Source organism: Armatimonadota bacterium (genome assembly GCA_017993055.1).
Taxonomy (GTDB): Bacteria; Armatimonadota; UBA5829; order DTJY01; family DTJY01; genus JAGONM01.
In genome coordinates, this window is the sequence record JAGONM010000001.1 from 148475 (window position 1) to 162457 (window position 13983).

14 protein-coding genes and 4 tRNA genes are annotated in these 13983 nt (G+C 62.6%); 1 reads left to right on the top strand and 17 read right to left on the bottom strand.

Features of this window, described 5'->3' with window-relative positions; genetic code table 11:
- Positions 1-19: 19 nt before the first annotated feature.
- From KBC96_00630 to KBC96_00700, 15 genes are all read right to left on the bottom strand, one after another.
- Positions 20-1537 carry a hypothetical protein gene (locus KBC96_00630; GenBank protein ID MBP6962892.1) on the bottom strand — a complete coding sequence of 506 codons (1518 nt, stop codon included), beginning with the start codon at positions 1535-1537 and terminating at the stop codon, positions 20-22.
- Positions 1538-2677: a hypothetical protein gene (locus KBC96_00635; GenBank protein ID MBP6962893.1), complete on the bottom strand. Its 1140-nt coding sequence runs from the start codon at positions 2675-2677 to the stop codon at positions 1538-1540.
- Complete coding sequence (locus KBC96_00640) at positions 2674-3816, bottom strand: family 10 glycosylhydrolase (protein MBP6962894.1); 1143 nt, start codon at positions 3814-3816, stop codon at positions 2674-2676. Before KBC96_00640 ends, KBC96_00635 begins: the two co-directional genes overlap by 4 nt.
- A gap of 230 nt (positions 3817-4046) precedes the next feature.
- Positions 4047-4760 (bottom strand): ComF family protein, encoded by a 714-nt coding sequence (locus KBC96_00645; protein MBP6962895.1) that lies wholly within the window; start codon positions 4758-4760, stop codon positions 4047-4049.
- Positions 4761-4929: 169 nt separating this feature from the next.
- Positions 4930-5850 (bottom strand): sugar kinase, encoded by a 921-nt coding sequence (locus KBC96_00650; protein MBP6962896.1) that lies wholly within the window; start codon positions 5848-5850, stop codon positions 4930-4932.
- A 39-nt stretch (positions 5851-5889) separates the two neighbouring features.
- Positions 5890-6579, bottom strand: a complete 690-nt coding sequence (locus tag KBC96_00655; GenBank protein MBP6962897.1) for a WecB/TagA/CpsF family glycosyltransferase — start codon at positions 6577-6579, stop codon at positions 5890-5892.
- A gap of 50 nt (positions 6580-6629) precedes the next feature.
- The gene (locus tag KBC96_00660) at positions 6630-7889 is read right to left on the bottom strand and encodes an adenosylhomocysteinase (protein ID MBP6962898.1); all 1260 of its coding nucleotides are present in this window, start codon (positions 7887-7889) and stop codon (positions 6630-6632) included.
- A gap of 26 nt (positions 7890-7915) precedes the next feature.
- On the bottom strand, positions 7916-8962 hold the full coding sequence (locus tag KBC96_00665; protein ID MBP6962899.1) for an NDP-sugar synthase: 1047 nt from the start codon (positions 8960-8962) through the stop codon (positions 7916-7918).
- A gap of 42 nt (positions 8963-9004) precedes the next feature.
- Positions 9005-10108 (bottom strand): DegT/DnrJ/EryC1/StrS family aminotransferase, encoded by a 1104-nt coding sequence (locus KBC96_00670; GenBank protein MBP6962900.1) that lies wholly within the window; start codon positions 10106-10108, stop codon positions 9005-9007.
- 20 nt (positions 10109-10128) lie between these two features.
- Positions 10129-10962 carry an NTP transferase domain-containing protein gene (locus tag KBC96_00675; protein ID MBP6962901.1) on the bottom strand — a complete coding sequence of 278 codons (834 nt, stop codon included), beginning with the start codon at positions 10960-10962 and terminating at the stop codon, positions 10129-10131.
- 159 nt (positions 10963-11121) lie between these two features.
- Positions 11122-11197, bottom strand: a tRNA-Thr gene (locus KBC96_00680).
- 59 nt (positions 11198-11256) lie between these two features.
- Positions 11257-11332: transfer RNA gene (locus KBC96_00685), tRNA-Phe, on the bottom strand.
- Between the two features lie 93 nt (positions 11333-11425).
- Positions 11426-11503, bottom strand: a tRNA-Asp gene (locus tag KBC96_00690).
- 87 nt (positions 11504-11590) lie between these two features.
- A tRNA-Val gene (locus KBC96_00695) sits at positions 11591-11666 on the bottom strand.
- 178 nt (positions 11667-11844) lie between these two features.
- Complete coding sequence (locus tag KBC96_00700; protein ID MBP6962902.1) at positions 11845-12192, bottom strand: ASCH domain-containing protein; 348 nt, start codon at positions 12190-12192, stop codon at positions 11845-11847.
- 459 nt (positions 12193-12651) lie between these two features.
- Between KBC96_00700 and KBC96_00705 the strand changes: the two genes are divergently transcribed.
- Positions 12652-13035 (top strand): hypothetical protein, encoded by a 384-nt coding sequence (locus tag KBC96_00705; GenBank protein MBP6962903.1) that lies wholly within the window; start codon positions 12652-12654, stop codon positions 13033-13035.
- A gap of 137 nt (positions 13036-13172) precedes the next feature.
- Here KBC96_00705 and KBC96_00710 read toward each other — a convergent pair whose 3' ends face one another.
- Both KBC96_00710 and KBC96_00715 read right to left on the bottom strand, forming a co-directional pair.
- Positions 13173-13592: a 4Fe-4S binding protein gene (locus KBC96_00710; protein ID MBP6962904.1), complete on the bottom strand. Its 420-nt coding sequence runs from the start codon at positions 13590-13592 to the stop codon at positions 13173-13175.
- A gap of 46 nt (positions 13593-13638) precedes the next feature.
- Positions 13639-13977, bottom strand: coding sequence for a NifB/NifX family molybdenum-iron cluster-binding protein (locus KBC96_00715; GenBank protein ID MBP6962905.1), 339 nt, complete (start codon positions 13975-13977; stop codon positions 13639-13641).
- Positions 13978-13983: the final 6 nt, after the last annotated feature.

Here is a 13983-nt window from a genome sequence, read left to right on the forward strand (position 1 = left end):
ATCTGTTACCTATCCCTCTCTACTCAAACCCGTACTTGGGAGGAACGATCTTGATGCTTGGGTTGCCGAATAGGACAGGGAATACCCGATAGGTCCTCTGCTTCACGCGACCGTTCGCTTGGTCGCACTTGGCCTTAGCATCCTTATACGCCGTGCCGACCAGTATCCCCTTACATACCTCAGTCCAGAACACGTCATGGAAGGCTTTGCATGGCTCCAGCGCGAAGAGGAGATTGCTGAACCCGACCACGGCTCGCGCACCGTACTCCGCGAAGTGGTAGCCTATGGACCTGTTCTCAGGGATGTACACTGGGATACCGCACCGGATTCCACCATTCGCGCCGGCTGAGTAGCATGCCATCAGATAGGCGAGACGTATATGGCTGAGATCATGGCCAGCTATCATGAACCTCTGATCAGCGGTGCACTCTGTTGCGACGTAGATGCCCGAGTCCTCGTTTGGCAAGTTATCGAAGTTCAGATATGTGTAGCTCGTGCCCCCTTCAAAATCGCCGTGTCCCGCGTACATCCACACGGCACTCCATCGTCTGTATCTCCTGTCGGCCGGGCCTACCCACATGTTAAGCGTGTGGATAGTGTGACGAGGTTGCTTGTCGGTCATCAGACCAGTGCCACCGGTCTCAGGGCCACCCGGCGGCCAGTATGGCGCATAGACGCCCGCCTCTGAGCGCCAGTCTCCGACTCGGTGCAACCGCGAGGCCACGTCCGCTCCGTAGAGCGGTGCCTCGGGAAGCGTGCTCCTACACCACACGGTAAACGAATGGACACGGTTGTGGCAGTTCAGATCCAGCGACCACCGATCCACTCCGTTTCGATAGAGACCACTGTGATCATCCTTGATATGGAGCACGAAACGGTAGGTGCCTGCGTACTCCATCTCGGATATCGGCACACGGATGCGGAGGGCGTGCTCGAGGCCGTCGGCGGTGGCGTGCAGGCCGTCGCAGGCGTTGTGGGTGATGCATTCCTGCTCAGCGATGTTCCAGTCGTGAACCATCTCGCCTTCCGGGTCGTAGAGCCAGATGACACCTTCGCTCGCGTTCATGCCGAGCGAGTCCTTCAGCACGTACTTGCGGATGATGTAGATGTACTTGTCGTCCGATTCGTCATTCGGCGTGCCGTTGTCGTCGTAGCCGTCGTACTCCACATCGTAGATCGGGTTGCCGCTCTCGTCCGACGCGCGCACGATCTTCAGGTACTCACTGCGGTAGGTCTCCTCATCGCCGGCAGTGCACCCGGGTTCCGGCGGAATGCCGTTGCAGTTCAGGCAGAGGTTTTCGTCAGTCTGAGTAGCCGTCACCTCGAAGGTGTACGTCCCAGCGGGGAGATAGTTCGTGTCGTAGCTCTCCCCCGTCGGCGTCCCGTTCCAGTAGAACGTGTGGGCCTCAGAGGTTATCCCGTCGTGCTGCAGCGTGGCCGACGGGGACCACACCGCACCTCTGTTATCGTCCCCAGTGTTGTAGAGCCTGAGCGTGAGCGTGACCGGGTCGGAGAGGTCGTTGTCTTCGATCGTCACCTATATAGGGATGGTCGTTTCCTCCTCGCCGGTCCAGAACACGACGCCTTCCGGGTCCGCGGATTCAACCGTCAGATTCTTCACGCCGACCTGGGCGGGCTGGATGTCCGTGACCGTCTGTTGGGAAGTGCACGGGGTCATATCGGTTGTACCCCGAAGCAGGTAGTCGCCAACCTTGTCGAGGTTGTGCTCCACGCCGTTCCCGTCCGTAACCCGCTCGATGGTCTGCCACAGCAGAAGCGGATACATATATGAGGTTATTCCGTTTTCGTCGGGCAGATTGGTGGTGCATCTCTCTCCGAGCGCGATCACGTCATCGTCGGTCCAGGGGTCGTTTGCGGTGTGACGGGTCTCCAGACCAGGCATACCATGCGCCACGCACCGGGTTGTGACCTGGTACTTCACAGCGGTGGTCCCGCCGACCGGGCCGGTGAGATCGAGGAAGGATGCATCGTAGAACGGCTCCGCGACCTCGATGTCCATCGTCTGCGCGTCGTCCCCGCATCCGGCGCGTACTGTCTTCGTGCCTGGAGTAGTCCAGTAGGTCTGGAAGAACGCACCCGTGCCTGTCTCAGGCACGCCGCCTCCCGACCAGGATATCAGATGCTCGTAGCCAACGGGGTTGGTGACGGCGGTGAGCCCTACCGTGCCTTCCGGGCAGGGACATACCGGCGCGTTCGGAAGGCCGATCCACGGAGCGTTCTGCACGACGATCGAGTCAACCTCGACGCCGGTGATCGTGATGGTCTGGGTGGCGAGATCGTCGTTCTCCTGGTTCGTACAATGCACCTGATCGTCCGCCTTGAAGACGAAGTCCTTCGGTCCGGTCCAGTCGCACGTGATCGTGCACTCGCCCATGTAGATCGTGTCGTTCACCTTCGTCGGCAGGGGGCACTCCTCCGGCCAGACCGGGAACGTCAGGTCGTCCCAGCAGCAGTCCGAGTCGTGTTCGTCGCAGTCGCTGGCGATGTAGGTGAACTTGACCGCGCATCCGCGGAACACGACATTCGAACTCGAACCGGGGCCGATGCCCTCGGAGGTAACCGTAAGGCTGACGACTCCCGCCTGAGCCGATATGCAAACCGCAAGTAGGAGGCCTATCAGCGCGACGTTCAGGATACTGCTTCGCAGCCGCCTCACCGGACTCCTCCTTCCTCCAGCCAGGCCATCGGCGCGGTGGGAGTCCGCTCGGTGAAGACCGATGCTTTCAGGTCGGAGAGCTTGCTTACCTCCGCCTTCGGGGAGTTCGGGCCGAGGTAGTGGTAGCTGTAGAGCACGACCCCGGGCGCACCGGCGGCCTTAGCGTCGGTGATATGCTTCGCCGCAAGCGCTCCCGGTATCCTCCACGCGCCGACTCCGATGTAGACGTGTCGGTCGTGCGACGCGGCAAGCGACTTGGCGGATTCGACGCCCATTGAGTCGCCGGTGAGGTAGACCATCGGTACGACGAAATCAACCAGGCCGTCCCTCGTCCATGCGTCCCATTCCTGGAGGAACTGCATGGCGGCGAGCCTCGGATCGGAACACATGACGGAGGCGGAGAGCTTCACCGAGGTCTTCGATTCCGACAGGACCTTCCTGATCCCGGCGACGAGGGAGTTGACCTGCTCCGTCCGCCACTTGCGCCAGTCGGGATCGTTCGGGTTGGGAGTCCCGCTCTTGCCGGTCTCGGCGTTGAACCGGGCGACGCTCTGCGCGTTGTAGCCGGCTCCGACGCTCGGATACCGGATGTTGTCGAGGTGGACGCCGTCTACGGCGTAGTTGGAAACGACCTCGCAGACCACCGAGAGGACGTGCTCCTGCACGGCGGGTAGTCCCGGGTCGAGGTAGATCTTTCCGTGGTCGAGCGCTGTCTTGCCCGCCGAGTCGCTCATCAGCCATTCCGGGCGCGTCAGGTGGACGGAATCGGTGGCGGGAACGTACCACTTGGAGTCGAGGGCGACTTCGTAGACGGAGAGCCAGGCGTGGACTTCGATGCCCTGCGAGTGGGCCTGGGTGATGATATCGGCGAGGGGGTCGTAGTCCGCCGCGATGTCGGCGGCTCTTGGAACTATCGCGGACTTGTAGTAGGCATCTCCGCGCTTGCGGACCTGCACGATCAGCGCATTGACATTCGCGGCTGTCGCGGCGGTCACCATCTGCGTGACTTCCGCGCGGCTCTTGAAGCCGGGATGGAACGCGTCCACGTACAGCCCGCGGAACTCGTCGGCTCGCAAGATGTGCGCGCCGATTAGAAGAAGCACGGCCGCCGCGAGCCACATGCGATACTGCAACCTCATACTGTGTACCTTCGTGTTCCGGCAACCTTCGAGTGCGAGCGATACTTCACTTTCAGGTACTACAGAGGATGAGGAGGTACTGCGCGGTTTACAGGTCCATCGGAGATGAAGTGCGGAGATCGCACTGCGATTGCCTGTTCGCCCGTACTATATCATGGTTCTACCCCCCCCGTCAATGTTCTAAACGTGAATTGTTCTGGTCGTTTCGGTGAAGATACGGACCGGGAGTGTCAGCCCCCGTAGGCGAGGCAGAGGGCATAGATGCGTTCGACACCGGCGCGGCGGAGGGCGATGCTCGCCTCGTGAATCGTGCTGCCCGTCGTGGAGACGTCGTCCACGAGCAGGACGGTCTTGCCGCAGATCGCGGCGGGGTTGACGACGCGAAACGCCTTTACGAGGTTCGTACGCCGCTCCTCGCGGGAGCACAGCACCTGCGGCTTGGTATGACGCGATCGGATGAGGAGATCGGCCACCAGCGGGATATCGGTCCGCTCCGAGAGATGCCTGGCGAGTAGTTCGCTCTGGTTGTAGCCCCTCAGCCGCTGCCGGATCGGGTGGATCGGGACCGGGATGATGCACTCGGCCTTCAGCCATGGAACGCCATCGTGCCCGTCGAGATAGCGGTGCATCATCTCGCCGAGCGGGCGCGCGAGCATCCGCCTGCCGTTGTACTTGAACTCGTGGATCGCCTCGCGGAGAGGGGCGTCGTACTCCGCCGCGCCGCGCGCCTTCGTGAAAGAGCGCACCCTGCCCTCGCAGTTGGTGCAGCCGGAGATGTGCAGGGTGTGACCGCATCGGGCGCACGTCGGCTCCGCGACCGGCTCGATCCTGCCGATGCACGACTCGCAAAGATGCTCCTCGCCGAAAGTATCGCACGCGAGGCACTTCGGCGGGTATACGAGATCGAGCAGGCCGTTCAGCAGTTCTATCGCGGGGTTGGCCATCAGGGTCACCAGTCTCCTGCATCCACATGCCGTCCAGCCCTGAGTGCGTCCTCTGGGACGTGTATCGAAGGACGGTCAGGTCCTGCAAAACGTTGTACAGCCAGGTCGTCCTTCGATACGTCCTGCCGTTCATCAGGACTACTCAGGACTGACGGTTCCAATCGCCTCTTTACAGTCCTTCGAAGCGGCAGATGTTCCGGAACTCGTCGTACCGGCAGGCGATGTCATCGCGGGTGAGTTTCGACATCCGACCGAGGCTGAAATCCTCGACATTGTATGACGCGACCGTGCTGCCGCAGACTATCGCCTTGCGCAGATTGGCCTCGCTCGCGTCGTCCGTCGAGGCGACGTAGCCCATGAACCCGCCCGCGAACGAGTCGCCGGCGCCGGTCGGGTCAACCACCTCGTCAAGCGGGTACGAGGGGGCCGAGAAGAAGGCTTCCTCCGTGAAGAGCAGCGCCCCGTGCTCGCCCTTCTTGATGACGACGCACCGGGGGCCGATCTCGCGAATCTGCCTGGCGGCCTTGATGACGCTCGACGTGCCGCAGAGCTGGCGGGCCTCGGCGTCGTTCATGAACGCGATGTCCACGCGCTCCAGCACCTTCAGCAGATCGGGCTTCTTCGTCTCGATCCAGAAGTTCATGGTGTCGCAGACGGCGAGCTTCGGGGCCTTTACCTGGTCGAGCACCTGGAGCTGAAGCGTGGGATCAATATTCGCGAGGAAGACGTACTTCGCATCACGGTAGCCGTCCGGCAGACGCGGGCTGAACTCCGCGAAGACGTTGAGCTGGGTGTCGGTCGTGTGCGCCTGGTTGAGGTCGTACTCGTAGTAGCCGGACCAGCGGAAGGTCTTGCCGGGGACCCGCTGAAGGCCCTCGCAGTCAATGCCGCGCCGCTCCAGGAAGGCGACGTGCTCCTCGGGGAAGTCCTCGCCCACGACGCCGACGAGCTTGACGGTGGTGAAGAAACTCGCGGCGACCGATGAGTATACGGCCGCGCCGCCGAGGGCCTCTTTCACCTCGCCGAGCGGGGTCTTGACGTTGTCGAAGGCGACGCTTCCGACGATGAGCAGGGGTTCGCTGGTTGTCATTGCTTCTCTCCGGGATGGGACATATGAGACGAATGGGACCTATGCGCGGCCCGCGATCCTCGCGCGGAGCACCATCAGCACGAACCTCGGCAGGGTCATCACCTTGCCGATCTTCTTCGGGTTGCCGGCGAGTCGGTAGACCCACTCGAGGCCGTGGCGCTGCATCCACTTCGGCGCGCGCTTGACGTTGCCGGAGAGCACGTCGAGACTGCCTCCGACCCCCATGCAGACGGGCACGTTCAGCGTCCCCATGTGCCGGCGTATCCACTTCTCCTGCATCGGGATGCCGAACGCGACGAACAGCAGATCGGGCGCGGCCTCGCGTATCCTGCCCAGGACCTCCTCGGTATCCTCCGGCCTGAAGTAGCCGTGCTGAGTACCGACGATGTTCAGTCCGGGACACCGCTCCTTGAGCCTGTCCGCGGCCGCATCCGCGACTCCGGGGGCCGCGCCGAGCAGGAATACCCGGTGGCCGAGCCGACTCGCGCGCTCGCACAGGAGCACGAGCATGTCGCATCCCGAGACTCGTTCGGCGAGGGGAGCGCGGTTGAGCTTCGCCGCCCAGAGGATGCCGATACTGTCCGGCGTGACGAGGTTCGCGGAGTTGACGATCTCCTTCAGCTCGCCGTCCTTCTGCGCCAGGACGACGCAGGAAGCGTCGGCAGTGACCACGATATGGGGCGAGCGGCTCCGGATGAAACCTTCGATCGCCTCGAGCGAAGCCGCCATGTCCACGTGGTCAATCCGAACGCCGAGCAGTTCTATGCGGTTGCGCGTCTCTACGTTCCCATCTCCCACGATGACAGATACTTCTCCTGTTCCGGAGTCAGCACGTCAATCTCGACACCCATTGACCTCAGCTTCAGGCGGGCGATGTCGGCGTCAATGTCCTTGGGCACGGGGTAGACTCTTCGCCCGAGAGAGGCGGCGTTCTTGAACATGTACTCGGCGGCGAGCGCCTGGTTCGCGAAGCTCATATCCATCACGCTGGCGGGATGCCCCTCGGCGGCGGCGAGGTTGATCAGCCTGCCCTCGCCGAGCACGAAGAGCCGCTTGCCGTTCCCCAGCGTGAACTCCTCCACGAAGTCGCGGACCTGGCGGCGCTTCACGGCCATCGTCGCCAGCGTGTCGAGGTCGAGTTCGACGTTGAAGTGGCCGGAATTCGAGACGATGGCGCCGTCCTTCATCACCTCGAAGTGCTCGCCGCGGATCACGTTGACGTCGCCGGTGAGGGTGCAGAAGACGTCGCCGATGAGGGCGGCGTCGGCCATCGGCATGACCTCGAAGCCGTCCATGACGGCCTCGATCGCGGGGAGCGGCTTGACCTCGGTGACGACGACGCGGGCGCCCATGCCCCTGGCGCGCATGGCTACTCCGCGGCCGCACCATCCGTATCCGGCGACGACGAAGACGCTCCCGGCGAGAAGGAAGTTGGTCGCCCGCACGATGCCGTCAACGGTGCTCTGCCCGGTGCCGTAGCGGTTGTCGAAGAAGTGCTTGGTCTGCGCGTCGTTCACGGCGATGATCGGGTAGAGCAGGACGCCGTCCTTCTCCATCGCGCGGAGGCGGATGACTCCGGTCGTGGTCTCCTCGGTGCCGCCGACGATGTTGCCGGCGAGGTCCTTGCGGTCCGAGTGTATGACCGACACCGTGTCCGCGCCGTCGTCCATCGTGATGTTCGGGCGGAAATCGAGCGCCGACTGGATGTGCTGGTAGTACGTATCCCGATCTTCGCCCTTGATCGAGAAGGTGGGGACCTCATAGTCGGCGACGAGCGACGCCGCCACATCGTCCTGGGTAGAGAGCGGGTTCGACGCGCAGAGGGCGAGTTTCGCGCCGCCGGCCTTGAGGGTCCGCATCAGGTTCGCGGTCTCGGTCGTTACGTGCAGGCAGGCGACGAGCGTGACGCCGTCGAGCGGTTTCTCCCTCTCGAAGCGCTCCCGGATCAGCCTGAGCACGGGCATCGAATGCTCGGCCCACTCTATTCGGAGCTTGCCCCGACCTGCCAGTCCGATATCCTTGACGTCGTGAGCTACCATCTGAGCCACCATATTGATATGTCCTCCTACTTCTTTCCGTTGTTACGCGCCGGGTTGACGATGACCCCGTCGAACACGGCGGCATTCGATTTGACCTGGCATCCCGAGCCGACCACGCACCGCTCCAGCATCGTCTGCCGCATCACTCGCGCGCCGGTCCACAGGATGCTCTCCTCGACGACCGCATCCTCTTCCACGATGCAATCGTCGGCCAGGACGCTGTTGGCCAGGACCCTGGCGTTCTTCTCTATCCGGCAGTTGTTGCCGATCACCACGGGATAGCCTACCTCCGCGCTCGGATCTATGTCCACGTTGTCGCCCATCCAGACGTACTTGCGGACTTCCTTGAGCGGGAACTTGATGTTGATCCGTCCCTGCAGGGCGTCGGTGTGCGCCTCCTGGTACTGCCTCAGGCTCCCGACATCCCGCCAGTAGCTCGAAGTGAGGTAGCCGTAGAAGCGCCTCTTCTGCTCGAGCAGCAGAGGGAACACGTTGTTGCCGAACCCATAGAAGGTGTTCTTCGGGATGAACTCGAAGATTTCCGGCTCGAAGACGTAGACGCCGGTGTTCGCCATGTTGCTGAAGATGACCTCGCCCTTCGGCTTCTCGAGGAACCGGGTGATCTTGCCGCGCTCGTTTATGAGCACGATGCCGTACTCGGTGGGGTCGTCCACCAGGGAGAGCGCGATGGTCGAGAGCGCCTTGTGATCCCTGTGCTGCTTGACGAGGCGCTTGAGGTCTATGTCGGTGATGTCGTCGCCGCCGATGACGATGAACGTGCTGTCGAAGAACTCCTCGCAACGCTTGACGCTGCCCGCGTCGCCCCAGAGCCTGTCCTCGTGGGAGTACTTGATCCTGACGCCCCACTTCGATCCGTCACCGAAGTGCTCCTCGATCTGGTCGCCCAGATAGTGCAGGTTCACCATGATCCTGGAGAACCCGTTTCGGGCGAGCAGTTCGACTATGTGCTCCATTACCGGTTTGTTGACTACCGGAACCATGGGCTTAGGCATGTTGCGCGTCAGCGGATCGAGCCTCGATCCGGCTCCCGCGGCCAGTATCATTGCCTTCATGTCTTGCTCCGATCTCTATCTCGCCGAGGGGCCGCCGCCGGCCTACCCGTCGAAGAACGAGCGCACGGAGGCCGCGACGTGCGCGTGCTGTTCCGGAGTCAACTCCGGGAACACAGGAAGCGATAGCACCTCCCGGCATGCTCGCTCCGCCTCCGGGAAGTCGCCCTCCGCGTGGCACATATGGTTGTACGCTTCCTCGAGGTGAAGCGGCCCGGGATAGTACACCCCAGTATCTATATCGCGCGTTTTGAGGAACTTCCTTAGCTCTTCGCGGCGCGTCGCGCGCACGGTATACTGATGGTACGCATGTTTGAGGCCGGGCAGTTCGGCCGGAAGTTCGATCTCGAGCCCGTCGAGCAGACGGTTGTAAGAGTGAGCGTTCCTTCGACGAGCCTCCGTCCACTCCGGCAGGTGCGACAACTTGACGCGCAGGACCGCCGCCTGAAGCTCGTCGAGCCGGCTGCAGTAGCCTACATACTTGTACGAGTACGTGCCCGCGCTGCCGTGAAACCTGAGATGCCTCGCCTTGTCCGCCAGTTCGGCATCGTTCGTGACGATCATACCGCCGTCCCCTGCCCCGCCGAGGTTCTTCGTGGGAAAGAAGCTGAGCGACATGGCGTCGGGATACTCGCCGATTCCCCGCCCCCGGTACTCGCATCCGATCGCCTGCGCGCCGTCCCAGACGATCTTGAGGCCGTGCGCCTTCGCCAGGTCCGACAGCCGAGTGATGTCCGCGGGCTGGCCGTACAGATGCACGGGGAGGATCGCACGCGTCTTCGGCGTGATCCTGCGCTCGACCTCGGCGGGATCGAGATTGAACGTCCGAGGTTCGACGTCCGCGAAGACCGGCGTCGCGCCCAGGAGAGCGATCGCCTCGACCGTCGCCACGAAGGTGAACGGCGTCGTGATGACCTCGTCGCCCTCGCCGATTCCCACCGCCGCGAGCGAGAGTATGAGGGCATCCGTGCCGGATGCGACCCCGATGCCGTGCTCCGCGCCGCAGAGATGCGCGATCTCCTGCTCGAGCGCCTTGACGTTGTCGCCAAGTATGAACCGCCCGCTGCGAATCACCTCGAGCGCGGCGGCGTCTATATCGTTTCCGATCAACCGGTACTGGGCCTGAAGATCGGCCATCGGCACTTTCACGTATGACTCCTCATGCTTCGTCAGCGGGTCTTGCCCTCGACCATCGCGCGCATTATCGGGGCGATCTTCGGATCGAGCATGCACATGGCGGTGAACGCCTGGCAGTACGTCGCGATGCTTCCGATATCGTACCGGTGCTCGCCTTCGTCGAGGACGACGCACCATATCCGATTGTCGTTTCTCAGGCTCAGCTTGATGGAATCGGTTATCTGAAGCTCGCCGCCGAAGCCCGGGGGCGTTCGGCGGATCCAATCGAATATCTCCGGCCGGAAGACATACCGCCCTGCGATGGCGCAGTTGCTCGGAGCGTCCTCCGGTTTCGGCTTCTCGACGAGATCGCGTATCTCGAATGCTCCCTCGGCCTTGCCGACGGGAGCGACCATGCCGTACTTGTGCGCGTCCTCGATCGGCACGCGCTCGACGATGATAGCCGCGTATGCGGGGTTCGCCTCGTAGGCGGCGATGAGCCGCCGGGTCGGGTGTTCCCCGCCGTCCTCGTGCGTGATCACCGAGTCGCCGAGCGCGACGAGAAAGTCCTCGCAGTCAACCGCCTCCTCGGCGCGCAGGATCGCATCCGCGAGACCCTTCTGCGTCTCCTGGAAGACGTAGCTGATGCAGACCTCACCCCCGCACGCCGCGTGGCCGAAGTACTCCTGAATCCCCGCCTTGTGCGGCGAGACCACGAATATAATATCCTCAATGCCGATGGCATGCAACTCCTCGACGATGAACTGCGCGGCGGGCTTCGGGCCGAGCGGGAGCAGCTCCTTCGGAGCGATGTTCGTCAGCGGTCTCAGCCGGGTGCCGTAACCGGCGGCGGGAATGACTGCCTTGCGGATTCTGTTCTTGCTCAAGCGTATGTACCTCCCGTAGGTTCGCCGTGGAAGCCGGTGCGGATCGAGTGGAAGCATGAGTACAGGCAGGGGACAGGCGAGGTGTCCGTGCGTCCGCGCGGGGGCGGCCTATGCGTGTTGCCGGCGATCAGTGCAAAAATCATGGGGTACGCAAAAAACTGGAGCCGACGGTCAGATTCGAACTGACGACCTGCGCATTACGAATGCGCTGCTCTGCCAGCTGAGCTACGTCGGCTCGCGTTCACCGGGCCTCGGCGCGTGCCGAAACGCCCGCAGGGTTCTTCTATTATGGCATGGTGCCGGGACCCAGAGTCGAACTGGGGACACGTGGATTTTCAGTCCACTGCTCTACCAACTGAGCTATCCCGGCCCGTTGCGAGTACAAGGAACTGAAGCGCAGAGAACCAAGACCGGAACGCGCCGCCTCTGGATTCCGCGCTCCGGGTCTTTGGCGCTTGAGAACTGGCGGGGATGACGGGACTCGAACCCGCGGCCTCCTGCGTGACAGGCAGGCGCTCTAAACCAGCTGAGCTACACCCCCGCGTTGGGAGTACAGAGTGACGAAGTGCGAAGTACCGACACGCGGAACCGGTCTGTGCGCTCAGTACTTCCCCGCTCTGTACTCGGATGGTGGGCGAAGAGGGACTTGAACCCCCGACATCTTCCTTGTAAGGGAAGCGCTCTCCCAGCTGAGCTATTCGCCCGCTTTTCGCGCCACCAGGACCGGACACAGGCGAAAGTATATCAGATGCCCGGCCGAGTGTCAATCAAAAAAACAGGTGTCTCCACCTGTCGTCAGTCGCGCTCTCTATCAGCGATTGTCGGACGCGCCAAGTATATCACTCCACGCCCCAGGTGTCAACCGCAGTGCAGAGGGGCGCCCTACTCGTTCACCCGCGAGAACTGGACGATCGTGACGGGGTCGTCCGCGGTCACCGGGCGGTCGTAGATGCGGCCAAGGAGGCTCATCACTTCCTCGAGGCGGCGGAGTTCGGGGCTCTCCTTCTCGATCTCGCGGGGGGTCAGTTCGGACGCAGGCTTCACCGTCACGCAGTCTATGATGGCGGTGAAAAGCTTCTGGCGGACGCCGTGACGCCGTCCGACCGTAACCCACACGAGTTGACCCGAGCGGTACTTGTCGCTCTTGTCGCCCAGGCGGATGGTGGCCGTCTTGCGGCCCGACCTCAGCATATCGGCATAGGCTTCGGAGTAGAAGTTGATCGCGAACATCTGTCCTGATCTCCCCTGGGATGCGTACGGCCGAGAACGACGGCCGCCGACCTGTAGGGGGATTATATGACTGTGCGCCGAACCTGTCAAGGGAATCGCCCGTCCGCCCTTCCGGCGCATCTTCGGATCGACGCGATTACTGATCATTCCCGGGCTCAAGAAGAGGGTCTCTCCCGGCTAGCACCCACGCTTGGCGATGTCAGGATTCTCCGCGCCGAGTGGCTTAATCTCGAGCGACGCAGTTCCGTTCTCATACCAGCATGCCCGCCGGGATTGCCGTCTGGTCCGACCGATCGGAGAAGTGCCAGCGCTGTGCAAGCCTTCCAGTCCGGCTCGGCGCTGGGTGACGCTCAAAAAAAGCTTTGACAAACGGTGCACTTCGGGTATAATAGAACACGTAAGACTAAGTGCACAATGCACTTAGTGGTCGCGTTGACCTTGTACGAAAGGAGCAACATCGTGTACAAGCCAATCGCATTCATCTGCGCGTTGTGCCTGGTTCTCGCAGTCGCGTTCGCCGCGTTCTGCGGAGCCCGGACCGACGATCCCCTGGGGATTGCCGTATCCCCTCAGACCCTGATCCTGAACTCCGTGCAGGGAGACAGGGTGACGGTCCACACCGATATCAAGTTGAGCACAGTGGACACGTCCTCGCTGGCGCTGAACGGCGTTCCTGCCTCCGGGGCCTGGGCAGATGCCACCGGGTGCCTCGTCGCCGGCTTCGATGAGGCTGCGGTCGAGGCGATAGTAGAGCCGCCCTCGGCGGTCCTGACCCTTACTGGGACGCTCAAGGACGGGACTGCATTCTCGGGATCGGATGAGGTCAGAGTAACCCTCAAGTAAAGACTGGACAGAATTACTGACGACGGATGACGGGCGCAGAGTCGCCCTCATCCGTCGTTTCCATATGGGCGGAGACGGTCGAGGCCAAGGAGGGCGGCGAGCTTCTTTCCGGTTAGTATCGGCAGGTCTGCCCGGATCTACCTTCCTCCTCGGCGACGTATTCTCTTCATCCGCCCTGTTCCGCCGGCTCTCCTTCCGCTGGTCGGGCTCTCGTCAGACGTTGCCCTCTCAAGCAGAAACGTTACCGCTCCGACGGCGGCCCGTCCGAGAACGCTCAGCCATGCGCAGGAATTGCCGGCTGCGGGCGCGTCGGAGGAGCGACGAGCGACAGGCCTCGCCTGCAACTGAATGACCTCAGGCGACTGACACACCGGAACAGCCTCGAGGACGAGTTCGAGCACCTCGTTCGGGCATACCTGGGCGCAGGCTCCGCACTGCACGCACTTGGAGTCATCCACGCTGATGACGCCGTCAACGAGCGACAATGCCTCAGGTACGCAGACCCTCATACATTCGGCGCATCCGTTGCATTTCTCCGCATTGATTCGGATCGGCATCTGCCAGCCCTCCTCCCGTGTTCGCGGATCGGAGTCCGCTCCTGCATCAGTCGCAGCCGTGAGAACAACTGCTTCCCCCGGCGACCAGGGTGCCGCCTAGGTAGGCATGAAGGACGTCCTCGACCCTGCCTTGAGCCCCGAGGATCACATCTATGCCGTGCGAGGCGAAGAGATCAAGCGCCCTTCCGCCCATGCCGCCGGCGATGACGAGGTTCGCGCCCTTCTCGGCAAGGAACGGGGGCAGGATGCCCGGCTGATGCTCGGGGGTAGGGACGGACGTCTGCGCGACGATCTTGCCGTCCTCGACCTCGAAGAACGTGTACTCGGCGCAGTGGCCGAAGTGCGCGGACACGTGTCCGCCGTCATTTGCGATTGCGATCTTCATGTTCTT

What these genes read in the sequence shown, in the direction of transcription:
- KBC96_00710 (MBP6962904.1), bottom strand. Translation starts at nt 13,592, where the DNA reads ATGCCGATCCGAATCAATGCGGAGAAATGCAACGGATGCGCCGAATGT.
- KBC96_00640 (MBP6962894.1), bottom strand. Translation starts at nt 3,816, where the DNA reads ATGAGGTTGCAGTATCGCATGTGGCTCGCGGCGGCCGTGCTTCTTCTA.
- KBC96_00660 (MBP6962898.1), bottom strand. Translation starts at nt 7,889, where the DNA reads ATGGTAGCTCACGACGTCAAGGATATCGGACTGGCAGGTCGGGGCAAG.
- KBC96_00650 (MBP6962896.1), bottom strand. Translation starts at nt 5,850, where the DNA reads ATGACAACCAGCGAACCCCTGCTCATCGTCGGAAGCGTCGCCTTCGAC.
- KBC96_00715 (MBP6962905.1), bottom strand. Translation starts at nt 13,977, where the DNA reads ATGAAGATCGCAATCGCAAATGACGGCGGACACGTGTCCGCGCACTTC.
- KBC96_00645 (MBP6962895.1), bottom strand. Translation starts at nt 4,760, where the DNA reads ATGGCCAACCCCGCGATAGAACTGCTGAACGGCCTGCTCGATCTCGTA.
- KBC96_00655 (MBP6962897.1), bottom strand. Translation starts at nt 6,579, where the DNA reads ATGGCGGCTTCGCTCGAGGCGATCGAAGGTTTCATCCGGAGCCGCTCG.
- KBC96_00700 (MBP6962902.1), bottom strand. Translation starts at nt 12,192, where the DNA reads ATGTTCGCGATCAACTTCTACTCCGAAGCCTATGCCGATATGCTGAGG.
- KBC96_00665 (MBP6962899.1), bottom strand. Translation starts at nt 8,962, where the DNA reads ATGAAGGCAATGATACTGGCCGCGGGAGCCGGATCGAGGCTCGATCCG.